General features: G+C 60.1%; 22 protein-coding genes and 1 pseudogene. 9 read left to right on the top strand and 14 right to left on the bottom strand.

What is annotated here, in order from left to right:
• Window positions 1-58: 58 nt before the first annotated feature.
• Window positions 59-1,672 carry an extracellular solute-binding protein gene (locus AC3EML_RS17985; protein ID WP_023682259.1) on the bottom strand — a complete coding sequence of 538 codons (1,614 nt, stop codon included), beginning with the start codon at window positions 1,670-1,672 and terminating at the stop codon, window positions 59-61.
• A 351-nt stretch (window positions 1,673-2,023) separates the two neighbouring features.
• Between AC3EML_RS17985 and AC3EML_RS17980 the strand changes: the two genes are divergently transcribed.
• From AC3EML_RS17980 to AC3EML_RS17965, 4 genes are all read left to right on the top strand, one after another.
• Window positions 2,024-3,052, top strand: a complete 1,029-nt coding sequence (locus tag AC3EML_RS17980; RefSeq protein ID WP_023697399.1) for a LacI family DNA-binding transcriptional regulator — start codon at window positions 2,024-2,026, stop codon at window positions 3,050-3,052.
• 417 nt (window positions 3,053-3,469) lie between these two features.
• Window positions 3,470-4,360, top strand: coding sequence for an adenylate/guanylate cyclase domain-containing protein (locus AC3EML_RS17975; RefSeq protein WP_023731706.1), 891 nt, complete (start codon window positions 3,470-3,472; stop codon window positions 4,358-4,360).
• Between the two features lie 92 nt (window positions 4,361-4,452).
• Complete coding sequence (locus AC3EML_RS17970) at window positions 4,453-4,719, top strand: hypothetical protein (protein ID WP_023731707.1); 267 nt, start codon at window positions 4,453-4,455, stop codon at window positions 4,717-4,719.
• 672 nt (window positions 4,720-5,391) lie between these two features.
• On the top strand, window positions 5,392-5,652 hold the full coding sequence (locus tag AC3EML_RS17965) for a hypothetical protein (RefSeq protein ID WP_023731708.1): 261 nt from the start codon (window positions 5,392-5,394) through the stop codon (window positions 5,650-5,652).
• Window positions 5,653-5,891: 239 nt separating this feature from the next.
• Here AC3EML_RS17965 and AC3EML_RS17960 read toward each other — a convergent pair whose 3' ends face one another.
• Window positions 5,892-6,899 carry a DMT family transporter gene (locus AC3EML_RS17960; protein WP_084569994.1) on the bottom strand — a complete coding sequence of 336 codons (1,008 nt, stop codon included), beginning with the start codon at window positions 6,897-6,899 and terminating at the stop codon, window positions 5,892-5,894.
• Window positions 6,900-7,009: 110 nt separating this feature from the next.
• Between AC3EML_RS17960 and AC3EML_RS17955 the strand changes: the two genes are divergently transcribed.
• The 4 genes and pseudogenes from AC3EML_RS17955 to AC3EML_RS17940 all read left to right on the top strand — a co-directional run.
• On the top strand, window positions 7,010-7,651 hold the full coding sequence (locus AC3EML_RS17955; protein WP_023713722.1) for a CGNR zinc finger domain-containing protein: 642 nt from the start codon (window positions 7,010-7,012) through the stop codon (window positions 7,649-7,651).
• 272 nt (window positions 7,652-7,923) lie between these two features.
• Window positions 7,924-8,127, top strand: a complete 204-nt coding sequence (locus tag AC3EML_RS17950; RefSeq protein WP_023682266.1) for a CsbD family protein — start codon at window positions 7,924-7,926, stop codon at window positions 8,125-8,127.
• A gap of 172 nt (window positions 8,128-8,299) precedes the next feature.
• Complete coding sequence (locus tag AC3EML_RS17945; protein WP_488505275.1) at window positions 8,300-8,635, top strand: ATPase domain-containing protein; 336 nt, start codon at window positions 8,300-8,302, stop codon at window positions 8,633-8,635.
• A gap of 320 nt (window positions 8,636-8,955) precedes the next feature.
• Window positions 8,956-9,105 (top strand): annotated as a pseudogene (locus AC3EML_RS17940) (DUF3606 domain-containing protein); the annotation flags it as partial.
• A 54-nt stretch (window positions 9,106-9,159) separates the two neighbouring features.
• Here the strand turns inward: AC3EML_RS17940 and ligD are convergent.
• The 12 genes from ligD to nanR all read right to left on the bottom strand — a co-directional run bounded on the left by ligD (window position 9,160) and on the right by nanR (window position 21,991).
• A complete protein-coding gene (gene ligD, locus AC3EML_RS17935; protein ID WP_352521848.1) occupies window positions 9,160-10,929 on the bottom strand; it encodes a DNA ligase D in 1,770 nt (589 codons plus the stop codon).
• Window positions 10,930-11,025: 96 nt separating this feature from the next.
• Entirely contained in the window at window positions 11,026-11,385 is a 360-nt protein-coding gene (locus AC3EML_RS17930) for a DUF4112 domain-containing protein (protein WP_352521847.1), read from the bottom strand.
• A 55-nt stretch (window positions 11,386-11,440) separates the two neighbouring features.
• On the bottom strand, window positions 11,441-11,935 hold the full coding sequence (locus tag AC3EML_RS17925) for a YidB family protein (RefSeq protein WP_352521846.1): 495 nt from the start codon (window positions 11,933-11,935) through the stop codon (window positions 11,441-11,443).
• Window positions 11,936-12,358: 423 nt separating this feature from the next.
• On the bottom strand, window positions 12,359-14,335 hold the full coding sequence (locus AC3EML_RS17920) for a D-apionate lactonase family protein (protein WP_352521845.1): 1,977 nt from the start codon (window positions 14,333-14,335) through the stop codon (window positions 12,359-12,361).
• Window positions 14,332-15,426: an ABC transporter ATP-binding protein gene (locus AC3EML_RS17915; RefSeq protein ID WP_023693333.1), complete on the bottom strand. Its 1,095-nt coding sequence runs from the start codon at window positions 15,424-15,426 to the stop codon at window positions 14,332-14,334. Before AC3EML_RS17915 ends, AC3EML_RS17920 begins: the two co-directional genes overlap by 4 nt.
• An 11-nt stretch (window positions 15,427-15,437) precedes the next feature.
• Complete coding sequence (locus AC3EML_RS17910; RefSeq protein ID WP_352521844.1) at window positions 15,438-16,286, bottom strand: carbohydrate ABC transporter permease; 849 nt, start codon at window positions 16,284-16,286, stop codon at window positions 15,438-15,440.
• Window positions 16,286-17,284: a carbohydrate ABC transporter permease gene (locus AC3EML_RS17905; RefSeq protein WP_245260549.1), complete on the bottom strand. Its 999-nt coding sequence runs from the start codon at window positions 17,282-17,284 to the stop codon at window positions 16,286-16,288. The genes AC3EML_RS17910 and AC3EML_RS17905 overlap by 1 nt, the downstream gene beginning before the upstream one ends.
• A 27-nt stretch (window positions 17,285-17,311) precedes the next feature.
• Window positions 17,312-18,967 carry an extracellular solute-binding protein gene (locus AC3EML_RS17900; protein ID WP_023693331.1) on the bottom strand — a complete coding sequence of 552 codons (1,656 nt, stop codon included), beginning with the start codon at window positions 18,965-18,967 and terminating at the stop codon, window positions 17,312-17,314.
• Between the two features lie 120 nt (window positions 18,968-19,087).
• Window positions 19,088-20,140 carry an NAD(P)-dependent oxidoreductase gene (locus AC3EML_RS17895; protein WP_023693330.1) on the bottom strand — a complete coding sequence of 351 codons (1,053 nt, stop codon included), beginning with the start codon at window positions 20,138-20,140 and terminating at the stop codon, window positions 19,088-19,090.
• 14 nt (window positions 20,141-20,154) lie between these two features.
• Complete coding sequence (locus AC3EML_RS17890) at window positions 20,155-20,931, bottom strand: HpcH/HpaI aldolase family protein (RefSeq protein ID WP_023730901.1); 777 nt, start codon at window positions 20,929-20,931, stop codon at window positions 20,155-20,157.
• A gap of 47 nt (window positions 20,932-20,978) precedes the next feature.
• Window positions 20,979-21,284, bottom strand: a complete 306-nt coding sequence (locus AC3EML_RS17885; protein ID WP_023734095.1) for a putative quinol monooxygenase — start codon at window positions 21,282-21,284, stop codon at window positions 20,979-20,981.
• Window positions 21,284-21,991, bottom strand: a complete 708-nt coding sequence (gene nanR, locus AC3EML_RS17880; protein WP_023693327.1) for a transcriptional regulator NanR — start codon at window positions 21,989-21,991, stop codon at window positions 21,284-21,286. The genes AC3EML_RS17885 and nanR overlap by 1 nt, the downstream gene beginning before the upstream one ends.
• Before the next feature lie 1,103 nt (window positions 21,992-23,094).
• On the opposite strand from nanR, the gene AC3EML_RS17875 reads away from it, so the two are divergent.
• Window positions 23,095-24,732 carry a methyl-accepting chemotaxis protein gene (locus AC3EML_RS17875; RefSeq protein WP_352521843.1) on the top strand — a complete coding sequence of 546 codons (1,638 nt, stop codon included), beginning with the start codon at window positions 23,095-23,097 and terminating at the stop codon, window positions 24,730-24,732.
• Window positions 24,733-24,755 lie beyond the last annotated feature (23 nt).

Raw genomic sequence — 24,755 nt, 5'->3', positions numbered from 1 at the left:
GACTGCGGCGGGGAGGAACAGATGCTCCTCCCCTCCAGCGCTGATCCAGGGAGACGGATCAGCTGATCGGGTCGAGAACCGTCGGCCAGGCCTCCTTGTTCGTCCTGATGGCTTCGAGCAATTTGTCCTCGCCGATGCGGCGGGCGATCTTCTTCCACTCCGCTTCCGTGTCGGCCATCGCCTGTTCCGCTGTCTTGGCCTTGGTCAGCGACGCCATCAGATTTTCGTCCAATGCGTTGTGGAAGGCGGTGGCGCCGGGATAGTTGATCGTCGGCACCGTGCGGGCGACGGTCTCGCGCACCACGTCGATGTGGTAGGCGTGGTAGGTCTGGCGCACCAGCGGATCGGAGAAATCCGAGAGCCGGAACGGATCGAGATAGCCGCCCGGATTGGCGCTCATCCAGGCATAGATGCGGGCGGAGCCCAGCCACTGCAGCAAAAGGTAGGCGACCTCCTGGTTTTTCGACTGCGACGAGACCATGCCGGTCAGCGAGAACCACAGCACGGAACGGCTGATCAGCTTGCCGTCGACTTCGCGGCCGGGCGGCAGCATCGAGCCGATCTTGCCGGTGACGGCAGAATCCTTGTTGCCGGCATTGTCGAGGAATTTCGGCAGGTTCGAGAAGGCGCAGGTCATCGCCGCGCCGCCCTTGGCGAAATTTCCATACTGCTCCGGCCAGCCCCAGGAGATCGCGTCCGGCGAGTGATGAACCAGCGAGCCGACATATTCGTTGGTGGCGGCAATGCCGTGCTCGGAATTGATCAGCGGCTTGCCGTCGTCGCCGAACAGGAACTGGTTGGGCGATGCCATCGAGACATAGCGCTGATACCAGTTGGTGTAGCCCCAGCCCTGGTTGCGCAGGTCGGTGGAGCCGAACAGGCCCTTGTCGGGCCGCTGGAAGAAGCCCGCGATGTCACTGTGCTGCTTCCAGGTCTTCGGCGGCGCCAGATCGTAGCCGAATTTGTCCTTGAACGCCTTCTGCTCGGCAGCGTCGCCGAACAGGTCGGTGCGGTAGACCCAGGTCTGGAAGTCGCCGTCCAGCGACACGCCATAGTTGGACCCGCGATATTTGTTGAGCAGCGACACGCCCTTGGCGCCGTCGACATAGCCGGTCTTGGGATCGTCCCATTCGGGCTTGTACTGGGCGACGAAGTCGTCGAGCTTGGCGATGCCGCCGGTCTCGGCAAGGTCGCCGAGGCGGTTCCATTCCGTCGAGTAGATGTCATAGGCCCCACCCTTGGTGGAGATGTCCTGCATCGTCTTGGTGAATTCCTGGCCGTTCGGCAGGCCGACGATCTCGATCTGGATGCCGGTCTCCTTTTCCCACAGCTCCTTGATCGACGGCGCACCCGCAGGGAAAGGCTGTGTGAGTTGGCCAATCGAGCCATCCGACAGGCCAAGCACGATCTTGGCCGGTGCCTTGCCAGCTCCCTTCAAGGCCTTGGCCGCCTCAACGGCACGGCCTTCCGGCGTGTCGGCGCCATATTGATAGCGCTCTGCGCCCTCGAAACCGGTGGGGCCGCCGACCATGCCTGGCGCCAGCGCGTCGGCCGCAACGGCACGGCCGGGACGGATGAATTGCGGTGCGATACCAGCCGCAGCCACGAACGCCGCCGCCTTTCCTCCGGACGCCAACAAGCCGCGTCGCGATATGCGGATCAAATCAGACATTGGAATTCCTCCCTCAGGCCCGATGTTTCCTCCACGAGCCCATCTGAGGGATATTGACGGCAGCACCGGAAGGCTGTCAACATCATAAATACTCAAAATACATCGTAACACCGCAACTGCGGAGAAAATACGTCATGCAAAGGTCGACACACCGGCTCAATGCCTCGATTTGATGGGAAATCTGCATTCGTAGCACGGGACGTATCACGACGCGATTTAGCCCAACCTCCTTGCGCATCGGCTAAGGCTGGATACATCATTTTCCATCAGAATCGCTGATGGCTGGCAGCTGTGGCCGTCGGACGGGCTAGCGGCATTGTGCGATCTGATGCATTGAGGAGATGAAAGACGGTGCGTTCCACCTTGACTGACATAGCCCGGGAAGCCGGCGTTTCCGCCGCCACCGTCGACCGCGTGCTGAACAACAGGCCAGGTGTGCGGGCGCGCACGCGTGAGATCGTGCTCGAAATGGCGCAGCGCCTCGGCTACATCGCCGAGGGCCCGAACGGAGCGCCGCCCAGGCCCTCACCTGGAGAGGTCATCCGTCTCGACTTCGCTCTGCCGGCCGGCACCAATTCCTTCATCAAGATGCTGCATCGACACATCGAGGCGCAGGCCTTGGCGCGCCCCGATCTCGACGTCCACATCGCCACCATAGAGGGCTTCAACCCCGACCGGCTCGCCCGCCTGCTGCAAGAATTGCGTGGACAGACACAAGGCGTCGGCGTGATCGCGCTCGATCATCCGACGGTGCGCGAGGCGATCCGCTCGCTGTCGGCCAATGACGTCAAGGTGGTGACCATCGCATCCGACATCCTGCATGTGCCGAGGGTGGCCTATATCGGCATAGACAACCGCGCCGCCGGGCGGTTGGCCGGGTATCTTCTCAACCGTTTCATGGGATCGGAACGCCCAAGCAAGGTGGCGCTGTTCGCCGGCTCGCTGTCCTATCGCGGCCATGAGGAACGCGAGATGGGATTCCGGCACATCTTGACCGAGGAGTCGCCCAATCTCGAGATCGTCGAGATGCGCGAAATGCTGGATGACCGAGAGAAGGCTTATTCGGAAGCATCAGCGCTTCTGGACCGGCACCCCGATCTTGCCGCGATCTACAATGTCGGCGCCGGCAACACCGGCATCGCTCGGGCGCTCAAGGAGCGTGGACGCGCGAAAGACATTCTCTTTCTCGGCCACGAGGTGACAGACGGCACCAAGGAACTTTTGTTGGATGGGACGCTCGATGCGGTCATAGATCAAAATCCGCGCGTCGAGGCGCGGGAAGCGCTCAACATTTTAAGCCACTCTGTCAGGCACCTGAACTATGAACCGCATCAACCACGACTTCAGGTGATCTTCAAAGAGAATATACCTGAAATCTGATCAATGGATCCGTGATCTTATCGCAAAGCACAGCGTTGGCGTCGCCACCGGTCCCAAATACGAACGAGAGCCCGAATGATCTCGTCAAAGCCGCCGATCTGGCACTATTCCGCGCGAAGTCGGAGGGACGAGATCGGGTCGTGGTTGATGGTGCATGAGAAGGGCGTCGCTCGTTGCAACTCGTTCAGCCTTTCCGAACCTAAAAAGACCAAGTCCACTCATAGCACCGAGGTCGCGAACGATTGGGGCGAAGAGGGTTCTGGATGTCGGCACGAAGCCGACGAATGGCATACGCTCGTCCAACCCGCCACGATCACCTGAAGCATCGCACCGATCCAAGGCGCTCGAGCAGATATGTTGCAGGCGACCTCGTGTGCTATACACGCACGCTGAGTTTTCGGGTCGGACACGAGATCGATGGATCAGGAGACGCTTCTTGCCGCAGTCCTCTTAGCTGATGTCGTGGGCAGCACGCCGCTCTATGAGCGGATCGGAGACGATGCCGCTCTACAGCAGGTCTCGGATTGCCTGGACACGATGCGCGAGATTGTCGCCAAGCACCGTGGTGATTTCATTTACTCGAAAGGCGATGACATACTCAGCCTCTTCGAGAGCCCGGAAATGGCGCTGAGGGCCGTCTGCCAAATTACCCATCAACTGACTAAAGGGCCGTTGAGCGCCCGTATCGGATTGCATTTCGGGGCGGTCATTCGCGCGCGGGGCGCGATATTCGGTGACGTTGTCAATGTCACTGCAAGGTTGTCCACCACGGCGAACCCCGGAGAGGTGCTGATCAGCCAGAGCTTCTGCGAAGCCCTTTCCCCGAGAAGCCGCAAGGGCCTGCGGCTCCTCGACAAAATGGCCTTGAAGGGGAAGCAAGAGTTCTTCGATGTCTATACCCTGTGGAGCGACGATGGGGCCCCCGGTACGCAGATCACCAGCCATGGCGCCACTACAGATAGACGCTCGGTCCTGCCGCGGCAGATTCATCTGGTCATCCGCTACAGAGATCAGCTGCGATCCTGTCGAAACGGCGAATCCGTGACAATCGGCAGATCGGCGGAATGCGATATCATCGTCGAGCGGCCCTGGGTATCGAGGCGCCACGCCGCCTTCACCATATTGAATGGCAGAGCTCGGCTTCTCGAACGAAGCTCTTCGGGCACATTTGTGTCCATGGGACTCGGCCATGAAGTATTCGTACGCCGTGAAGATATTATCCTCTTCGGCTCCGGCGTCATCTCGCCTGGAGTGAAGTCGGCCCTCGACGAAGCCCAGCTTCTTCACTACGAAATTGTCTCGGATTGACCCGGCCCGGATACTAGCTCGACCGGTTTCGAGCTGGTTCGCTGGCGCCTCAATGTCGCGCCGTACTCTTTGACAGCCATTGGAATCGACCGTTGACAAATGTGCCAAGGCCAATCCAGGAACGTCTGCTCTCGAAGTTGAACTGCGAAGAGCTGACTTCCGTTTCCCTCGCTGAGTTCGACGGAGCCGCGGCCGGTGCATCTCCCTCGCAGGATGCGGAGTTCTACCTGCTCCGAGGCTACATTCTGCAGGTGGATGGTTTCGGCAGCAAGCTGGCCCGCTCGATCGATGACGCGCTAGGTCTTGCCGCGAAAAGGCCGGTGCGTGGGAATTGTGCTGGACTGTCGGCCAGACAATGAGCTGGCGACGGGAGCGGCCGGCTGTAGCGGGATGCCCGGACCAATTCCCCGCCCTGTGTCGCCTTGATATCCCCAGGCGCTGAAGGTCAGCACAGGCTGTTGCAGCCCGGGGTCGATGAACGCTTCATCAGACCATTTGCGCCGCAATAGCTCCTCGACCACCTGCGAAGGCTCGCGATTGGGCTACCGTCACGAAATTGGCGCAGAAGCGCAGACCACTGACATATCGCGACGTCGAGATGGAGCTCGATACCACCGTGTTTACAGCACCGGGGGGAGATTCCTCTTGGGCCGATCGAGTTCAAGTTGGTGCGCCACATGCTCGAGGATCCTGAAAGGTGATCAGCCGTGATGAATTCATCGCAGCTGGCCGGTCGCAGAAAGCCAGTGTGAGCGCCCAGGTGGTCGACGTTCACATGAGCCAGTCGCGAAAGTTGTTGAAGCAGTTGTCGCAGAGTTGCCATTCGCACCGTGCGGCTTGCCGGCTATTCTCTCGATGACACTGCGGGCTGACGATCTCGGCGATTGGGTTCAGAAAGGTCGCTGCGTGAGGCCGCAAGGGGACCCACGCGATGGGAACGGTCTTGGCAGCTAGGGGACTTAGCGCCACCAACATTGCAGCCGTGGCGCTACGCCAATTGAGAGAAAGTCGAGGCGTATAGAACAAGCGACATGAGCGTGTCGGATTGTTTGCATTCAAACAACCTTCGCGACGCTATCCGTGCCTCCGCCTTGCTGGTGCCGGAGGAAATCATGACGTCGCCCGACAATTCGGTCGAACTCGTTCGCGACAAGAAGTGGACGGTCCGCGTCAACGCCTACGGCAGCACCCTGACGTTTCCGTTCGAAGCCGAAAGCTATGCACGTTCTTATGCCGATGGTCAGGCATTCCGTCTCGGGGTTCAGGTGGCCGAACTGAAGCGATGCGGCTGACAGTCTGTCGACGTGTTGGCGGATAGCCTGCATTGCCATCGGAACGAATAGGTCGCTGATTGCAGCCTCGCGATTTTTCCATCAAATCCCGCCTGCAATCTTGACAGCAACTCGGCAAAAGCCCTCGCCGACTAGTGTTGTCATATGAGCTGGAGCTTTCCTCGCCGCCGGTGGTAGGTGGGATACGCTGCCGGGAGAGCGCTCTTTTCGCATAGACGAGAACCTTGTGCTTTTTCATCTCAAGGCTGATTGGCGGCTGGATGCGCGCGCCGTCTTTCATGTTCTGCCACGGCCCGCGCGGAGCGTGGAATCAACGGCGGGGAAGCGGATGATGTTTCCTGTTTGCGCTCGCGTAGCGCAAGAAACGCTGCGAAGAGCATGATAGCCATGCCGATGATGTCGATCAGGCTAACCTCCTCGCCGTAGGTGATCATGCCAAGCACGACGGCAATCACGGGTGAGACGAAGGCAAATGCTCCGGCGCGCGAGGCGCCGATTTCGTGCAGGAGCCGGATAAAAAGTGTGTAGCCTATGAACGAACCAAACAGCACGAGGAACAGCCACCCGACCCAGGCCGGCCAGCCCCAATCGCCTTTTAGAGCCGCGGCCGCGCCTGGCTCCACAACGAGTGAGATGAGAATTAGGAATGCGCCCCCGAAAAGGGTGGTGAAGCCGGCGATGAAGTCCGATGAATATACCTCAAGAAGCGGCCGCGCGAGCACCGAACCCCATGCATAGATTACAGCTGCCGACGCCACCGCTGTCATCGCCAGCAGCCGGAGCCCCCTGCCCTGCTGGTCTGCGTGTGTCCAACCAGCATAGGCCTCGGGCCCGAACAGGATGCACAGACCGGCCGCACCGAGCAAAATCGCAAAAAGCCTGCGGCCGTCATAGCGTTCGTCCCCCAGAAGCAACGCAAATCCAAGCAGCGTGACAGGGGTCAGCGAAAGCTCAAGAACAGCCGCGGTGCCCGTATCGACATAGAGCATGCCCCAAAAGAGTAGGCCATAGCAAAGCGGAATCATGAACAACGTAACAACGAAAAGGCGCGGCCAGTTCCTTTTCGCCACCCGTGGTAGAGCAGCGCCCCTTAAGCGCGTCGCACTGAGGATCAGCAAGCCGGCTACTGTAAAACGCGTGCCTGCGAACATCAGAGGCGGCACGGTGGCGATCCCTGCCTTGATACCGATCCACGTGGTGCCCCAGATCACACATAAAACCAGAAATGTCGCTGTGTTGCGGTTCATCGGAAGCAGCCTTCGCCGGGTCGTTGTTGGTTCGTTGTAACGGCCAAAAGACGTTTATTTCGTTACAACGGCCTCTTGCCAATACGGTTCCGCAAACCGATGTTTCCGGGATGGATTTTGCGAAGACTATCGTCGACATGCGCATGGTTGGCGGTCACGCCTGCCTGGACTTCGTCAACACGGTCGACGCGCGACGCGATGTATGGGGGCCAGACCTCTTGCAGACCTATGCCGACCTGGTCGTCTGGGCTGGACGTGCCGATTTGATCGACGTCGATGAGGCGCGAGCACTGCTCGTGGAGGCTTCCGCCCGCCCGCTCCTTGCGGAGGCGGCATTGGAAAAGGCCAAGATTTTGCGCGAGGCCGTTTACGCGGCTCTCCAGGCCGAGGCGGCAGGCGCCCGGGTGCCGGACGATGCCTTGCAAATCGTGCGCGATGCAGTCGCCCTAGCCCTGCCGAAGCGCTCGCTTTTCCCGTCCGGCGACCGCCTCGCTTGGCAGTGGACCGACGCAGCCAGTCTGAACACGATCGGCCACCGCGTGGCCTTTGAGACAGCCGAGTTTTTGGTGTCCAGGAATGACCGCCGCCGCGTGCGCGAGTGCACCGGGCCGAACTGCGGTTGGCTTTTCATCGACACCTCGCGTGGCGGGCGCAGGCGGTGGTGCTCCGATGAGAGCTGCGGCACACGCAGCCGGGTAAGGCGCTTCAGGGCAAAAGCCGCAGGGAACATGGCTCCCAACAGCAAGAATTAGTATCTGACGCCAGGCTTGGATGACGAACGCAGCATAGTTGGCTTCATGCTATCCCTGTCGGTGTTTGTCCAACGAAGCCGGTCTCGCGAGCGACTGTGGCCAAGACGGTGGAGAACACGGCCGGCGCGGCAAGCCATCATCGCGTTCCAGAGCGGGTTGCTTCGGGCCGCCTACCTCGCCACGCTTCGATGGGTCGATCTGCTCAAACTTGACGGGAACTCCGGTAGCCTGACGGCGTTTTTCTCAGTCCGAAACAAACAAGGATAGGTGCCATGGACTGGAACCGTGTCGAAGGCAATTGGAAGCAGGTAAAGGGCAAGGTCAAGGAACAGTGGGGCAAACTCACAGACGATGATCTGGACCGTATTGCCGGTAACCGCGATCAGTTGGAAGGCAAGATTCAGGAGCGCTACGGCATTGAGAAGGACCGCGCTCAGCGCGACATCGATGACTGGTATGGCCGGCAAGGCTGGTAGGTTGCCGGTTCCAAAGTGAACTTGAAAAAGGGCTCCGAGAGGTACGGCGCCTTTTTTTCCGCGTTTCCTGTCGCCTTTTCGTGAGTCTCACGACAAGAGCGCTCACCGAGAGACGTGGAACCGCCAAAGGTGCCCGTCGTTATCTGGTTCTCGAAATTACATCGGGGATTAGTTGGACAGAGAGGACGCCTCAGCGATCGCAACTGGAGTTAGCGCGCTCGACTACATTCTTCGTGGCGGCTCCGCCTGGAACCGCTCCCATCTCATCGAAGGGAAACCAGGTTCTGGAAAGACCACTCTTGGCCTCCAGTTTTTGATCGAGGCGCCAAGAAAGGCGAGACATGGCTGGTCTAGCGCTCTGGCCGAGCCATCAGTTCCGAAAAGACCGCCTCTCGAGCTCCCATATGCCTCTGCAACATTGCGAGAGCTCCGGCGTGGTCTATGCGGCCGACCTTGTGATGAAGTCCAACTCGTGCCTCGGCACTGTGACCCGGGTCATGCGTCGTAGACGAAACTTTGGGCTTTCCCGGAGCGCAGCTTTGTCGCCTTCGTGGTCACTGCCCGCCATTTTGCTCAAGATCCTCGTTGATAGCCCGGATGCGCATCTGAATCATCTGCGACCCGTCTGGGTTCCTACTGGCGTCGTAAAAACCAAGAGGCCCGCAGGCAGGCTCGATCAACGGTCAGCTATCCCGAACAGCAAACGAAATCACCCTCGCCTTCGGCCAACCAACTTTCGCCAGATCACCTTCGCAATGGCTGCGGCCCCAGTGAGGGGCCGGGAACATACAACGTCGGTCGTTGTTTCTCTGATCAGGAGGAAAGATAATGGCAGACGATAAGAGCAAGCGTGATTTTCGAGATCACAACCGTGTATCAGTCGATGAAGATTATGAGGTTCGCTATTTCGCCAAACAGCATCGTATCACGCCAGAACAGGTCCGCGAGCTAATCAGAGAACACGGCAACGACCGGAAGAAGCTCGAACGCGAGGCAAGAAACGGGCTGATATCGGCTGATGGTCGCGACGTATCACGCGGCTTTTCGACGAGCGGGTCTGAAAGGCTGCGCGAGCGTGAAAACGTCTGGCCGGATGCCCGCCTCGACTTGCTTCCATGTGACCGGGTGGGCAATTGGGAAGCCGGGCCGCGCTCGCGGGGAAAAAGCGCCTATTGCGGTATTGCCCCGTCCGTTGCGGAGATAGTCGAGAAAGATCCGGCCTCCTCGAGCTGCGGGGTCAGCTGACAACAGGTATCGGTCAGGATCGGTATCAACCAGACGGTGGGCGAGCGACTTGGCCAGTTTCCGGGCGCTGTCATGGGTCACCTTCGCAACGAGCTGGGCCATCAAGTGGATGCCTTTGCCGCCGGTGACCTTTGGCCAGCTCTCCAAGCCTGCCGCTTCCAAGATGCCCCGTAGCGCCAGCGTGGCCTCGATAACAGCGTCCCATGGGACGCCTTCTCCGGGATCGAGGTCGAGGACGAGCCGGTCCGCATTTTCGATGTCGTCAATCGTCGCGTTCCAAGGATGAAGCTCAACGGCATCCATCTCGACCAAGCCAAGCAGACCATCCATGTCATCTATCCATACCCGAATGCCTTCGCCGCCTTCGCGCTTTTGAACCCCGAGCTGGTGCACGGACGCCGGTATCCGAGGTAGCGGTCCCTTGTGATAGAAGGTTGCGCCGGAGGCGTGGCGGACCAGCTTCAGCGGTCGCCGAACCAGATGAACTAGAGCTTGATCAGCGACCCGCCGCCAATAGTCTGCCAGCCCTTCCTTGGAAGGTGCAACCGCATCGGGTAGCAGCTGGAGAATGTTCTCGCGCGGGACGCCGTGTTGTCCTTCCGACCTCCGCTTGGAGGGCGATGGAGGCTTGGGCGGGATTGCCTTAAGATCCTCGCGTAGTCCCTTGAAGACCGCCTCCCGCAAGATGCCGCGGTCAGACACGCCACTGAATTGTACCTCGGCAAGAACGTCTGGTTTGACCCATGTCGCCTTGGGCTTCTTGATCGGCTCCGACAGCGGTGACTTGGCGATTACAAGCGGATCAAGCCGCTCCCTAACGCGCCGGGCTGCGTCCAGCGTATAGCCGGTCTGGGCCTTCCCGGCATAAAGCAGCCGGTCGCCCTCTCGCCTGCCGATGTACAACGATGCGATGCGGCGCGGCTGCGCGCCAAGTTTCTCGACGAAAGCCACGATTGGAAAAGTGTCGCTCTTGACACATTTGACCTTGACCCAACTGGTCTGGACGCCCGAGCGGTAGTGAGCATCCGCTCGCTTGGATACGATTCCCTCTATGCCCATCCGGCAGGCATGGTCGAACATATCATTGCCGTTCACCTCCAGATGCTCGGCATAAGTCAGGGTTGGCTCGGTTTCGGTCAGCAGCTTCTTCAGCGCAGCCTTGCGCTTCACTAACGGTTGTTCCCGTAGATCACGGCCATCGAGGTACAGGAGGTCGAAAGCGTAGAGAGTCATCCGCAGCGAACTTGGGTTGCCCAGCTCACGTTCCAGGGCTTGATAGTCCGGCAGGCCGGTGTCGCCCAGGACGACAGCTTCACCATCGATGATAGCGGATTTGACCGGCAGGCTTGCCGCGGCCTGAACAATCCTCTTGTAACGGTGGGACCAATCGTGGCCGCGACGTGTGAATGCTCGCGCCTTTCCGCCTTCAACGACCAGCTGCGTCCTGTAGCCGTCATATTTGATCTCGTGAAGCCAATCTCCGCCTTCGGGAGCTTTCTCGACCAGTGTGGGCGATTGGAACTCGATGAACGAAAGCCGGTCAATGGCACTGGTCATATGCTCGCGACTCCAGGAATCGCGACTCAAGCCCCAGCGCCCCTGTCGGTTCCGAGCCTTTTAGAAGAATTGCATCGCGACGATTGCTTATCCGCCTCACTTGTTGATGTGACGGCGCAGCAGTCTGATGTTGCGATTGTTCGCCTTAAAATAGACGTCGAAGATCGAGCCGAGAATTGGGACACTTCCTACGAGCGTATCCAGCAGCACGTTGCCTAGCATGCGGGCGACCAACCCATTTCCGGCACCGACGTTTCGAGCTCGCAAGACGATGTAGGCCGAGATAATGCCCGTCGCCGCATCTCCGAGTACGGGAACCAGACCTACGAGCGCATCCAGTCCAAAACGAATTGATGTGCCTGGAATGCGCCAGCGGGAATCGAGTAGCGCGGCCAATAGATCCAACTGGGCAAGTACGTTTGCTGTATGACCACCGTGACCGCCCTGCCCGATCATGCCAACTCGCGCGCCAGTACGATTTAGTATCTCTCCCTGATGGATAGCCGTCACCTTAGATATCGCTTTGACCGCCTGAATTCGCTTGCGTCCTGTGCGATGACACGTCGTCGAGCAAGGTCGTCTCACCGGAGCTTTTCGGCGCCTCAACGGGCAATTCACCAGTAGGCGTCATCTTGCTGACGGCCTCAGGCAAATCTCGCGTGATCCGGCTTATGAGTTCCTCGCGCGAAAGGCCGGTCTGCATCGAGAGGGAAGTCAGGGTTTCTTCGTCTATGGCTGCTTCCACCTCGCTTGGCTGGATCGGCTCGTTCGGCCCGGTGCCTACCCACGAATCGACCTTCGATCCGGCGCCTGCCCCTCTGAACCGGTCGAGAATATCGCCAAGCGCGGTCCCCGAAACGCCTTTTGAAAGCTGATCCAGAATCCCGCCTTGCGGATCATTTGGGTTGCGATCACCCGCTCCACGGATCATGTCGCCGATCTTGTCGCGATTTTGGTATGCCAAGACGCCGAGCATCGCGATCGCCAATTTTCCCAGGTTAGCCATTGGTACCTCCACTGTTCAATGGACAAGGGCTCAACATCACAAAAGTTCCGATCGGCGACGATCTAATTGAATAAGGGCTGGCGTATCGACACAGACGTGAGCGGTGCTGCCTAACCGGCTTGTTTCCGTTTGCGGTGGGGCTTCGGCCTCGCAGACGCTGATCGTGCAAAGCTCGTTGCCTGCCTGATCGCGCATGCGCACTAACCATCCGGTCATATCGTCATCGCCCGATTACGCAACGGATCGCTTCGGCGCGAGCGGCCTCAAAACTTGGCGTCTCGGCAGGCGGAACCTGGCGAGCCTGGTCGGCGTCGCGATAGTAGAACGTATAAGCGAGATGGATCCCGCGCGCTGCCTTAGAGTATGGAACTACCACCCTCATCTTTGACGGGGGTTTGGCCAAACAGCGAACATCGGCTAGGCCTAAGACGATCGATCGAGGTCGACTCGCGCGACGGCGTAGGCGCCAAGCGAGATGCTTTGATCATCCAGCGGTCTTGCGGAACTTTCCATGAAGTCGGGATCGGTTGCCGCCCGCTCGAACTGCTCGGCGCCGAGAAGAGCAATGCGGGCGCTGCTCGGCGAATCCGAAAGCCTCACAGATTGCGTCTTGGCGGTAAGGTTAGCGACCCACAGGGTCACGCGGCGATCTTTTTCAGCCGCGATCGTCACGACGCCGTCACAGCCGGAAGTTCCTACGGACAGCAAGGTGGCTCCGCCGAGCTTTGAGAGACCAGCCAAGACATGGAAAGCGGGATAGACCGTTGGGCCATCCTGCTGGTCATACCATGGCTGCACGAAATCAGCCTTCCTATGGATTTGGCCAAAGGGGCCAGCGAAGTCACCGAACGCGACGGCCTCGATTCCTTCGCGAGCGCAGGCCGCGAAATATCCGACAGTCCAAGCCGCATTGAACAGCCCGCGCTGACGAGGATCAATGCGCGATAGACAGACGCGAGCGTTCGCTTCATTCGGCGCAGTGGATTTCCTTCCGTATGGGTTCTCACGGCAGCCGAGCTGGATGGGACCGATACGCAGTGGCAAGCGTTCCCCCATGAAAGCATGCGCGGAGCGGATTAGATGGGGGATTGCCTGAAGTGTCTCCATCACCGAGACATCATCTGCGGCGTGCACGCTTGGACAGGTGGTGAAGGTCACGTAGTCGAGCGCTTCGGCTGGCGGACGCTTGCGGTTGAGTTCGGTGAAGTAAGCGGCCATGCCGCCGCCCAGCGCGATGCCTGGGAAAGCCCGGCGAGCAGCGGAGTAGCTTTCGTGGAAGCTGGGCATAGTCGGCCACGGTGCTCCCGGCTGTACGGATGTCATGTCCTGCGCCGGAAATACGGAGACAGCTTCTAGTTTGAGGCCGAGTGAGTGGACAGCATCCGCGACCGGCGCCAATTCGCCGAATGGATCGCGCGTGCCCTTGGTGACAATCTCGAGGACCACGCCAGCGCCGGTCAGCCGTGCGAGCGCGGCGTAGCTTTCTAGTTCGTCCTGGCCGTGTGCGATCCGGAGATCGACCTGGCAGACCATCCACTGGGGAGCCATTCGTCGTAGGAGCTCGGGGGTTTCGAGCGCGTGCTTTGCCTCGTCGGCGGCGACGCCGACGCCAGTGCGGGGCACTCGGCCGACCGGTCCGCCGATGGTCAGGTTGATGAGTGGATTGCGATTTTCAGACGTCCCGGCAGGGAGCGTTCCTGACACGTGAAGCCGGACGGCCTGCGTGAATTTCTGGCCCCTGGGCAGTCTGTAAGGCCACGGGCGACGCAGAGGGCGGACATATGTTTTATAGGAGGCGTCAGACCAATTGCGTTGGTCCTCCATCTCAAAGGCATCACCCTCCATGGTGCATGTCGCCCAGATCCCAGGCGCGATCTCGTGCGACAACGCCCGGATGTCGGTGAACGGACATTTTGGATCGATGTGGTCCGGAAAGAACGATAGCTCGTCGTGAACATCCTCATGCAGCACCTTTATCGGCTTGCCGGCTAAGCCCTCGATCGGATGAAGGACGACGAAGCCGGTCCGATTCGTCAAAACGTCAGTCTCGGGCTCTGCCTCCGCCACAAACGACAGCGCACCATCGCCACTGCCTGAGACGCGCGCCCGGTAAATCAGGCGGCCGGATGTTGCGGCACATGTTGCACGGTATTCAATGGCGAACGCATCCGGCCTCTCGTCGATCCGGAGATCATCGAGAACGGTGGTACATGTTCCCCAGTTTTCGTCCCGTACAAGAAACGAGATTCCGCGCAAGATCTCGATCGTCCCGACGTGGATGTAACGCAACGCCCCATTGTCGAACGCGACCGACAAGGATCCGGCGCGCAGTGTGCGCAGCGGTGCCTCGAGCTCTTCGGTGCCACACAAGCGGACTGCCAGGGAAGCTGCCGAGGTCAAATTGCGCGCTCCGTCGTGGCGTCGAAGATCGAGGCCCGGTTCATGTTGATGTCGATCGCAAGCTTCTCGCCCGGACGGCTGACATCGTGCGCCTGCAGCTCAGCCATCACCGGCACGCCGGCCAGTCGGAATGTCGCGTAACTGCGCGAGCCGGTCGGCTGCAGCAGGTCGATCGTTGCCTCATAGCGAAACGTGCCCTGCTCCGGCGTTGCAGTGTGCGCACGAGTGAGGTGTTCTGGCCTCAACCCGAGCAGCACCTGCTGTCCGTCCGCGACGCCCTTCAGCCCCCTGCCGCGCGCTAAAGGCAGCAGTGCATCCGCGAGCCGGATGGCAGCGGCGCCTGCGTCCAAGGCAAGGGTACCTGGCAGGAAGCTCATCCGCGGCGAACCCAGGAACCCAGCGACGAACGTTGAGGCCGGGTGCTCGAACAACTCGAGTGGCGCGCCCTGCTGCTCTATCAACCCGTCGCGCATCAGCACGATGCGGTCAGCCAACGTCATCGCTTCGATCTGGTCATGGGTGACGTAGATCATCGTTGTCGCAATGTCCTGGTGAAGGCGTTTGATTTCGCCGCGCATTTCGTCGCGGAGTTGTGCGTCGAGGTTGGACAGCGGCTCGTCGAACAAAAAGATGCGGGGGTTGCGGACTATGGCGCGGCCGATGGCGACGCGCTGGCGTTGGCCACCGGACAATTGGCGCGGAAAACGCCCCAGCAACGGAGTGATCCCAAGCATGCGTGCCGCCTCGGCCACGCGCACCTCGACCTCTGGCTTCGGCATCTTGCGAGCCTTGAGGCCGAAGCCAATGTTCTTGGCCACGTTCATATGCGGATAGAGCGCATAATCTTGAAACACCATTGCCACGTCGCGATCGCGCGGCCGGAAATCATTAACCACCTCGCCGCCAATCTCGATCGTGCCTTGTGAGCTCTCCTCCAGTCCTGCGATGGTCCTCAGCAGAGTGCTCTTGCCGCAACCGGAGGGCCCAACCAGGACAGTGAACTCGCCGTCGCGGATGTGGAGGTCAATGCCGCGCACGGCATGGAACGCGCCGTAGCGCTTGTGCAAGCCGGTAATTCTGACTTCGGCCATGCCTTCCCTTCCTATCCGCGAACGGCGCCGAGCGTCAGCCCGCGCACGAGATGTCGTTGAGCAAGCACTCCAAGGGCGATCGATGGCACAAGGGAGACGATGGCAAGGGCCGCGGCTTCGCCGTATTGCGCGCCCTGGAAGCCGATGAAGGCGCGGAAGACCGTTGGCAGCGTAAAGGCAGTTCGGCTGGTCAAGATCAGAGCGAAGAAGAACTCCGTCCAGCATGCAATGAAGGCGAAGACAGCCGCCGCGACAATGCCTGGTGCTGCCAGCGGCACGGCAACGCGCCAGAACGCCTCCCATCTCGTGCAGCCATCGACGAGGGCCGCCTCCTCCATCGACTTCGGCATGCCGCGGAAATAAGCAAACATCATCCAAACGGACACCGGCAGCGTGAAGACCGTGTAAGCTATGATCAGCCCGATATGGGTATCGTACAGCCCAACGCCGCGGTAGATAAGGAATACCGGCAGGACAATGCCGATCGGGGGCAGGAAGCGCTGCGACAGCACCCAGAAGGACAGATGCCGGCCGCCCGTGTCGTAGCGCGCCAGACTATAGGCCATCAGCGTGCCTATCAGTGCCGAAAGCACCGTGGCCGAAAGCGAAATAATCAGGCTGTTGATGAGCCCGTCGAGACCACGATAGGCGAACAGCGCAGCTTTGTAGTGGACAAGCGTCGGAGCGGCGGGGAACCAGACAGGCGGTACGGTGAGGTAGTCGTCGCTGGGCTTGATGGAGGTGTTGAACATCCAGTAGAGCGGCCAGAGCACGAACACCAGGAAGAACCCCAGCAGCAGAATTCGGCCGATCGGCAACGACCGGCGTTTCCTGCGGCGGGCGGGCGCGACGGCGGCCATCAGACCGGTTCCACCTTCAAGAGCCGACGCACCAGCAACGTCACGATGAGCGCCGTAAAGATCAGGAACAGCCAACTTCCTGCTGTTGCCTGCGACAGATGAAACTGCGTGAAGCCTATGGTATAAAGATAATAGGAGGCCGTGTAGGTTTGTGTTCCTGGGCCACCCCCTGTCATGATGAAAATGGTATCGAACATACGGATTGCGTCGAGCAGACGGAAGGTCAGCGCCAGCAGCATCATCGACCCGAGATGCGGGAGCGTGATCGCCCAAAAAACCTGCCAGGCGTTGACGCCGTCGAGTTCTGCCGCCTCATAGAGATTGGGTGGGATTGCGGTCAGCCCGGCGAGCAGGATGACGAACATGAACGGCGTCCACTGCCAGACATCGGCGATGATCAGCGAGACGTAGAGCCACGGGCGCTCCGTCATCCAGCCGATCGTAACCTCCTGCCCCAATAGTTGCGTCAGGACATAGTTGGTCGGTCCAAAAGGCCGCTGTAAGAGCAGCGTCCAGGCTTGGCCAACGATGACCGGGCTGATGAACAGCGGCACGATCAGGATCGACATGATCACACCGCGGCCCGGAAAGCTGCGCACCATTGTCAGCGCCACCAGGAGGCCGAGAACGAACTCTATAGCGACGCTGATGCCCGACAGCGATGCTGTCAGCAACAGCGACCAACGTGCTACGGGATCGAACACGACCCGCTCGAAGTTCTTCAATCCGACAAAGGCGTGGCCCGGCACCTGGAAGTCGTAGTTGATGAAGGATACCACCAGCGAGAACAGAAGCGGATAGATCGACAGTGCCAATATCAGCAGCACAGCGGGGGCGACCAGCAGCCACTTGAAATGACGGTCAGCCCATTGGGCAAAGGCAGACAGCCGGGGCGGTGCGCCGGCGGCCTTCAAATGGCGGATCGTGGCTGTGGGCTGCATAGGCGTATCCAATCGCCGCTTAGCGGGGAGGTGTTGCGAGCCAAGCGCCCGCAACACCAATTGCTCCAGAGAGTCCGCCTCCCTTCAGAGGGTGACCGCCATGCCAAGTTTTTCCACCGTGTTGTCGGCGGTGGCGCCAGGCAGTTTCAAGAACTCGGTGTAGAAGCCCTTCTGCGAATCCACACCCAGTCGGTCGGTCGTCTCGTTCCACTCGGCGGCCGCCGTTTCAAGCGACGCCTTCGGATCCGCACCAGCCCACACCGCCGTGCACATGCGATCGATGCTCAAGAAGTAGTCCTGCGCGCCTGGCATGATCGGGTCGAGCAGACCGACGTTTGCCGAGTTGTTGAGGTTGGCAAGGTACTCCTTGGCACTCGGGAAGAGCGCGCCGTAGAGCTCGGACTTGAAGTGCGAGATGCGGTACGGGTCGCGTAGCGCGTAGGGCAGCATGCAACGTGCCAGCGAGACGGGTGGCGAGCATACCCACTGCATGAACAGATACGCCGCCTCAGGGTTGGGCGAGTCGGCCGACAGTGCCTTGTTGTAGCCGGTGGCATGTTCCGGATTTCCCGGAACCACGGCATAGCCGACCTTGCCGGCGATTTGGGACTGCGGAATGAAGTTGATTGCCGTGGCCGACTGCGAATAGTTCGCCGCCATACGGCCGCTAGGAGGCCAGGAATAGATCATCGCGACTTTGCCGGTCAGGAAAGCCGCCCACAAGGAGACGGCGTCGAGCTCGTTGTTGCCGGGGATCGAGGCCTTGTTTGCGGCGAGCATGTTTGTCAGCGTCTTGACGCCGGCATCCGAAACCAAACCTGCCTTCATGTCGTCGCCGAAGAGTTTTCCGCCGTTGGCCCGGTACTGCTGCAGAAAGTCGAACTGATTGCCGGGGCTGCCCGCCTTGCGGAAATGTCCCGCGCCATAGACCTTTGGCGCCATCTGGTCGGTGATGAACTGGGCGATCTGGGCATATTCTTCCCATGTCTTGGGCGGCCCAAGCTTGGCGTTGAACTTCGCCTGGTAAGCCTCCATCATTTTCGGATCCTCGAAAATGTCCTTGCGGTAGTAGAGAGCGAACATGTCGCCGTCGTCGAAGAACCCCCAGATCTTGCCCTTGTAGGTCGGCAGCGCCTTGTACAGGGGATGATAGTCCTCGAGGTCTGCCGGGTTCATGTATTTGGCGATGTAGTCGTCTAGCGGGGCGATGACGCCGCCATCGGCAAGCGACGGCGTCCAGGCCGGCGAGATGTCGAGGACGTCATAGGCACCCGAGCCGGCGATGTGCTCGGCGACCGCCTTGGAGTACTGGTCCGGGTTCGACAGCTCGACGACATTCGACTTCATCCCGGTAAGCTGCTCCCACATCGGCCCACTGAAATTGCGCGGGTCGAGTGCCTGCAGGCCAGCCTCGTAGGTCATGTTGAGGGTGACGCCCGAATGCGCCTTGGCCGCCTCCGCCGCGCGAAAGGCGGAACCGTCCGCAGGCCCTTCCTTCGATGCTTTCAGGGCTGCGGCCTGCGCCTGGCCGAGCGGCGACGTGGCGTCCGCCAATTCCAATGTTTGCTGCGCCAGCGCCCAATCGGTCATCATCCCCAGCAGCGGGCCGGACACGGCCAACATGCCGGTCATCTGACCGAAGCGGGTGATGAAAGTTCGGCGGGTGGTTTCGCCGCGCATGAAGGCGTCGACCTCTGCTTCGAGACCTGCCTGAAAGTCACGTTTTTCACGATCGTTCATAGTGCTTGGTCCTCCCATTTTCCTTTTGCTTCACTCGTCCGCCGGCGCAGCGGTCAAGCATTTCCTCCCGTAAGGTCGCCGCAAACAGGCCGCGGCGGCGCGCCGAAAATCAGTGTCCTCCTAGGTTCCAAAGCGGGCGGCGAGCCCAGACAGCCTGGTCTTCCACAGCTCGCTCGAAAGCACCTCGCGATTGACCACGCCGCGCGGCTCGCGACCGCGCTGCACCTCCATTACCGCTTTGACGTCCGCGGCACCGTTGCCGGCAAAGCACTGGTCCGTCCAGCAAAGCGCGTGCGGCGCCAGGATGACATTGTCGAGTTTGAGGATCGCATCGTCTGCGTCGGGAGGCTCTTGTTCCAGCACGTCGAGACCGGCGCCGGCGATGCGGCGCTCCTGCAGTGCTTGCGTCAGCGCTTTCTGGTCGACGATCGGGCCGCGCGCGGTGTTGATCAGGTAAGCTGTCGGCTTCATCAGGGCGATCCGCTCGGCATTGACGATGTGGTGGGTCTGGGGTGACAGGGGGCAACTCACCGACAGCACGTCGGCGCGGCGAAACAGATCCTCCGGCCCTACCAGCTCGACGCCCAGGTCGGCAGCGACCCCCTTGTCGGCAAACGGGTCATGGGCAATGAATTGCATGTCAAAGGGCTTCGCCAAGCGGAAGACCTCGGCACCGATGTTGCCGATGCCCAGCGACCCAAGCGTACGCCCGACGAGGCCGACCCCCATATGTTCGGAGCGCTTCTCAAAACCAACAGACCCTTTGCGGGTGAGCGCGTCCTTTGTCAGCAGCTTGCCGGTCAGCGCCAGCATGAAGGTGATGACGGATACGGCGACGGGCCGTCGCACGCCATCGGGCGTGATGACCAAGGCAATACCGGCTGCGGTGCATGCCTCAACGTCGACAGTGTCGTAGCCGACCCCGAAGCGGGCAACGACGGCCAGGCGGCCGCTCCTGGGCACACTCGTGGCATCGAAACGATGGGCGAGGAGGATCAGCGCATCGAAATCCTCAAGTTGGTCGGCGCGAAGCGGACTGTTTGACTCCAGGAACACCATCTCGACAGCTGTCGCATTGCGCAGCGGCTCCAGATCGAAATCTGGGTAGGTCGGCGAGCCGTCCGGCCTGCGGAAATCACCGGAAAGCGCCACCCTGAATTTCACGCTGTCCATCGTCTCCTCCGCTCCTATTGGCACCCGGCCCGGATCTTGGAAACCGCGTCGGCGATCGCGTCGTGCAGGACCCAAACGTCGCCTGAATAACAAATGAAATCGAAGCCCTTTGCGTAGAACTCGTGTCCCTGGGCGACGTTGGGCACCAAGCGTCCAAGCGATTTGTTGTGCTTCTTGGCGGCGGCAACGATTTTGGCCATTGCAGCAGTGAAAGTGGGGTGGGCGAAGTCGCCAGGAATGCCGAGCGAGACGGACAGATCGAAATGTCCAACCCACAGACAATCGACCCCGTCCAGTCCCGCGATGCCGTCAATGTTCTTGACGCCGTCGGCGGTCTCGATCAGGCAGATGAACGTCGAGCGCTTGTTGGCGGCCTCGAATTTATCAGCGACCGAGCCTGGCCGGTAGCGGTCATGAGCGATCTGCAGCGCCACGCCGCGGGCGCCGGCAGGGTGGTACTTCATGGAATTGATGATGTGCTGCGCCTGTTCGACGCTGCTCACCATCGGCGCGATCAGGCCTTCGGCGCCCATGTCCATGGCGCGGGCAAGGAAGTGGTAGTCCTGCGATGGCACACGCACCATGACCGGCAGGTCAGCCGCCTCGAAATAGCGGATCGCACTCTTCAGCGTTTCCAAGTTAAATCCCGAATGCTCCATGTCGAAAAAGACGAAATCGCAGCCAGCGGACTTCAGGATGTGACCGATTCCCGGCGTGGCGAACTCGGCGACGAGCGTACCGAGCTTGACCCGCCTGTGAGAAGCTAACGCCCTGAGACTTGGCTCCGACATGCACTTCCTCCCGTTTGCCCCAATGGGCCAATCCGCCTATGTTCGCTTCAATGCGTGGCTTCAAGAACGAGGTCGCAGGTCGTCACCAACTTGGTCACGACGAGCGGCGCGCTCTGCGTATTGAATTCGTCGAAATGAGCGGTGCGGCAGTGGTCCTCGAATGCGGCCTCGCTATCGTAAATCTCATAGAGCAGGACCCGATCCGGTTCGCCGCGCGCCTCCGTCACGTCAAAGCGGCGACAGCCGGCCTCGGTGCGCATCGAGGCGGTCGCATTGGCGTCGACTAGTTCACGGAATTTGTCCCGGGCACCAGGCCTCAGGCGGAAATCGACCCAGACGACAAATCCGGTCATCACTTGGGCCTCGCAAGTTGCAGATACCGCTTGGCCACATATTCGAGATGGCTGCGCATGGCCGCCTCTGACGCGTCTGGATCGCGCGCGGCGACGGCCTCGAAGATTTCGCGATGAGCCTGGTAAGCCTTGCGGTCTTCACCCTTGGCCAATGTGGTGCGACGCTGTTCGAGCAACCATTCAGCTAAGGCCGCGTGAATAGCTGTAAAGATCCGATTGCGGGTGATTACCGCCAGCACGTAATGGAAGTCTACGTCCGTGCGCTCGAAGCGCGCCAGATCGCCGATCGACTGCCGGTTGAGTTCGAGCGCCTCCTTGAGGCTTTCAACGTCTTCCGGGGTAGCATGCACAGCGGCGTTGCGGGCAAGACCGACCTCGAAAAACAGCCGCGCGCTCTGGAAGTCGTGAACCCCTCCCGGCGCCGAAATCATGTGCCGAGCCGGCCCTGAAAGGGCGTCGATCACGAATTGAGGAGTGGGTCGAGTGACGCGGGCACGCTCCCCCGATTTTATCTCGACAAGGCCCATTTTGCTCAGATGCAGCAGGGCCTCACGGATGGAAGGCCGCCCTACCCCGAACTGCCGCATGAGTTCCCGTTCAGATGGGAGACGGTCGGCTTCGGCCAACTCTCCCTCTCGGATCATCCGCTCGAGGTGCGCTGCCACCTCGTCCGAAAGCTTCCGCTGTTTGATCAGAACTCCGATCATGTGGCATACCTGTTATACCAATTAGGTACGTTATGATCCCATAGCACCCCTTGTCAACGAGATCTAAGCATCCGGTGGCCGGGCCCTTAAAGCGACTCCGTCGTTGTCGAGGCGTCCTTTGCGACGCCTTCAATGTCTTCACGAAGATTTCAGTAACTTGAGGGAGAGCGAGCACAATCTGCTCGGTGTTCCGATCGGGAACGGTCTTCGAACCCTGGGTCGGTGGTCAGTTTGAACCTGCGGTGTGGACCCCAGGAGTGCCACCGGGCCGTGTGCTGGCCGAGACCTACCGAACCGCCTGCTTATGAGCTGGGACATGAGCCCTCGATGGCAAGTAGACCTCGACCTGAGCAAGATCAGCGAATGGAAGCGGGTTCACAGCCGAGGCGGAAAACGCGAACTCTCGCTGCTGGACCCCTTTGGCAATACGCCTGCTCCATCTCGTAATCTTTTTCCCCGCCGCAATGTCGCAAAGGAAGGGATTGTCGGGTTAGTCCCCTCTACGCTCCAGAGCGCTCGTCACGTTGTGCTCATCCTTGTGCGGTTGGCGGCCGCCGCTTGAGGATGCGCATTTGAAACTGTCTCAAGATCATTTTAGTCCTGAGGGGCCTCAGGCGGGGGCGCTTGCCATTTAGTTATCGTCACCTGCGCATGTCGAACCCGTACTCGGCGCCAATCTACGCGCTGGCCAGTTGCGACATGTGGTTTCGGCGATCCGCTTTCAGTGCGACGATCATGCTGGACGGCTGATATGAGGCGCGTTCCCGCCTGGCAGCTTAGGGGCAGCAAGCAGGACGTCGGCTTTCTTGCCTCGACCTGGCCTAAGCAGTCATTCAATTCGTGGCCTCAAGCAGCTCGTCCACGCTCCTCCTGACGCGGCGTGCCATCCAGCCGATCTCGGGCTGATGTGCGTGGACGGCAGTCGTCCTTTGACCACCGCTTCTGGCGGCGCCGATTGGCGAGCCGCCTCGCCATCATTAGCTATGGAACGGAAAAGAAACCATTCAGCATCAGACTACCGCTTTTCGACGCACCTTTTCGAATATGTCGGAACGAGCGCTTGTCGCGCAGCCCACGATGCCCCCCATTGGTGAACCGGTTCCATGAAGAGTCTGACAATACGCCACCGCATCCTCGTCAGTTTCGCAGCCGTTCTGGTGGTCATGTCCGTGATAGCCCTCATCGCGTACGCCTGGTTTCTTCAGGCGGGGGAGGAGGCGACTGAGGTCGAGAAGGGCATCCTTCCGGACCTTTATCACAGTACCGAGATCATGACGGGCCAGATGGCGGCCCATAGTCTGCTTCAGGAATATGCCCTTCAGGACAACCCGGCAGACAGAAGCACGGTTGCAAACGCGATCACGACCAATCGCAACCAGGTGCAGCGGTCGATGGACGACTATGAGGCAACGATCGTCTCCGATATCGACAAGCAGAATTATGCAGCCGTCAAACAACTCGCCAACCAATTCCGTCTGGCTGAAACTGCTGTGCTGGAAACAAGCCGGGCTGCCTTGTCGAAAGGTGAAACTCCCAATGAAAGCCCAGCTATCAAGAACGAAGTAGAGCCGATCTTTGTAAAATTGCAGTCCGCTCTGCAGGCCATGGTTGAGGATCACAGAGGCGAGGCAAACAGCGCGACGCAGCGGATCAGCTCGATCGTCAGAACGGCCGAAGTCGGTTTGAGCGTTGGCTTGTTGATAGCCCTCGGGCTAGCCCTTCTTTTGGGTTACCAGCTGTTTCGCGCCATTACAGGTCCGCTCACCCGTTTGGTCGACGCGGTTCAATTGATGCGGCAAGGCGACTTCAGCGAACGGCTCGATCTGAGGCGCCGAGACGAATTCAGCGTGCTTGCCGACGGCTTCAACGCAATGGCGGACGATCTCACAACCCTCATTGGTCAGGTTCAAAGGTCCAGCATACAGGTCGGCACGTCGATAACTGAGATCGCCGCCACCTCCAAGCAACAGCAGGCAACTGCGACTGAAATCGCAGCGACCACAACAGAAATCCGAGCGACAGCCAAGGAAATCTCCGCCACATCAAACGAACTGGTCCGCACGATGAACGAGGTCTCCACAGTTGCCGAACAAACCGCTGCCGTGGCTGGCGGGGGGCAAGCGGGGCTGACCCGTATGGAAGAAACCATGCAGCAGGTCATGGAAGCGGCTGGCGCGATCAATTCCAAACTGGCGATCCTGAGCGAGAAAGCCGGCAGCATCAATCAGGTGGTGACGACCATCACCAAAGTGGCCGATCAGACGAACCTGTTGTCGCTCAACGCTTCCATCGAGGCGGAGAAGGCAGGCCAATATGGCCGGGGTTTTGCAGTGGTGGCGACGGAAATCCGAAGGCTCGCGGACCAGACAGCTGTCTCCACCTACGATATCGAGCAAATGGTCAAGGACATCCAGTCGGCAGTCGCGGCCGGGGTGATGGGCATGGACAAGTTTTCCGAGCAGGTCCGTCGGGGTATGCAGGACATCCAGCAGGTCGGCGGGCAACTCTTCGAGATCATTCAGCAGGTTCAGGGGCTGGTGCCACGTTTCGAAGTCGCCAATGAAGGCATGCAAGCACAGGCGACCGGCGCGGGGCAGATCAGCGACACGCTAACCCAGCTAAGCGAGGCAGCTCAGCAAACAGTCGAGTCCCTTCAGCAATCGACGCTCGCGATCGACGAGCTCAATCAAGTCTCAGGCGGCATGCGAAGTAGCATATCGAGGTTCAAGCTACGAGCATAGCGAGCCGGCAGTAGGAGGTGACA

Source organism: Mesorhizobium sp. P170090, from assembly GCF_057786115.1.
This window is presented reverse-complemented; position numbering and strand designations above follow the sequence as displayed.

Excerpts from the sequence above, each read along its gene's own strand:
- AC3EML_RS17885 (WP_023734095.1), bottom strand. The coding sequence starts at position 21,284 with ATGACCGGATTTGTCGTCTGGGTCGATTTCCGCCTGAGGCCTGGTGCC.
- AC3EML_RS17900 (WP_023693331.1), bottom strand. The coding sequence starts at position 18,967 with ATGAACGATCGTGAAAAACGTGACTTTCAGGCAGGTCTCGAAGCAGAG.
- AC3EML_RS17960 (WP_084569994.1), bottom strand. The coding sequence starts at position 6,899 with ATGAACCGCAACACAGCGACATTTCTGGTTTTATGTGTGATCTGGGGC.
- AC3EML_RS17890 (WP_023730901.1), bottom strand. The coding sequence starts at position 20,931 with ATGTCGGAGCCAAGTCTCAGGGCGTTAGCTTCTCACAGGCGGGTCAAG.
- AC3EML_RS17910 (WP_352521844.1), bottom strand. The coding sequence starts at position 16,286 with ATGGCCGCCGTCGCGCCCGCCCGCCGCAGGAAACGCCGGTCGTTGCCG.
- AC3EML_RS17930 (WP_352521847.1), bottom strand. The coding sequence starts at position 11,385 with ATGATCGGGCAGGGCGGTCACGGTGGTCATACAGCAAACGTACTTGCC.
- ligD (WP_352521848.1), bottom strand. The coding sequence starts at position 10,929 with ATGACCAGTGCCATTGACCGGCTTTCGTTCATCGAGTTCCAATCGCCC.
- AC3EML_RS17875 (WP_352521843.1), top strand. The coding sequence starts at position 23,095 with ATGAAGAGTCTGACAATACGCCACCGCATCCTCGTCAGTTTCGCAGCC.
- AC3EML_RS17985 (WP_023682259.1), bottom strand. The coding sequence starts at position 1,672 with ATGTCTGATTTGATCCGCATATCGCGACGCGGCTTGTTGGCGTCCGGA.
- nanR (WP_023693327.1), bottom strand. The coding sequence starts at position 21,991 with ATGATCGGAGTTCTGATCAAACAGCGGAAGCTTTCGGACGAGGTGGCA.
- AC3EML_RS17965 (WP_023731708.1), top strand. The coding sequence starts at position 5,392 with ATGAGCGTGTCGGATTGTTTGCATTCAAACAACCTTCGCGACGCTATC.
- AC3EML_RS17955 (WP_023713722.1), top strand. The coding sequence starts at position 7,010 with ATGGATTTTGCGAAGACTATCGTCGACATGCGCATGGTTGGCGGTCAC.
- AC3EML_RS17895 (WP_023693330.1), bottom strand. The coding sequence starts at position 20,140 with ATGGACAGCGTGAAATTCAGGGTGGCGCTTTCCGGTGATTTCCGCAGG.
- AC3EML_RS17975 (WP_023731706.1), top strand. The coding sequence starts at position 3,470 with ATGGATCAGGAGACGCTTCTTGCCGCAGTCCTCTTAGCTGATGTCGTG.
- AC3EML_RS17950 (WP_023682266.1), top strand. The coding sequence starts at position 7,924 with ATGGACTGGAACCGTGTCGAAGGCAATTGGAAGCAGGTAAAGGGCAAG.
- AC3EML_RS17925 (WP_352521846.1), bottom strand. The coding sequence starts at position 11,935 with ATGGCTAACCTGGGAAAATTGGCGATCGCGATGCTCGGCGTCTTGGCA.
- AC3EML_RS17915 (WP_023693333.1), bottom strand. The coding sequence starts at position 15,426 with ATGGCCGAAGTCAGAATTACCGGCTTGCACAAGCGCTACGGCGCGTTC.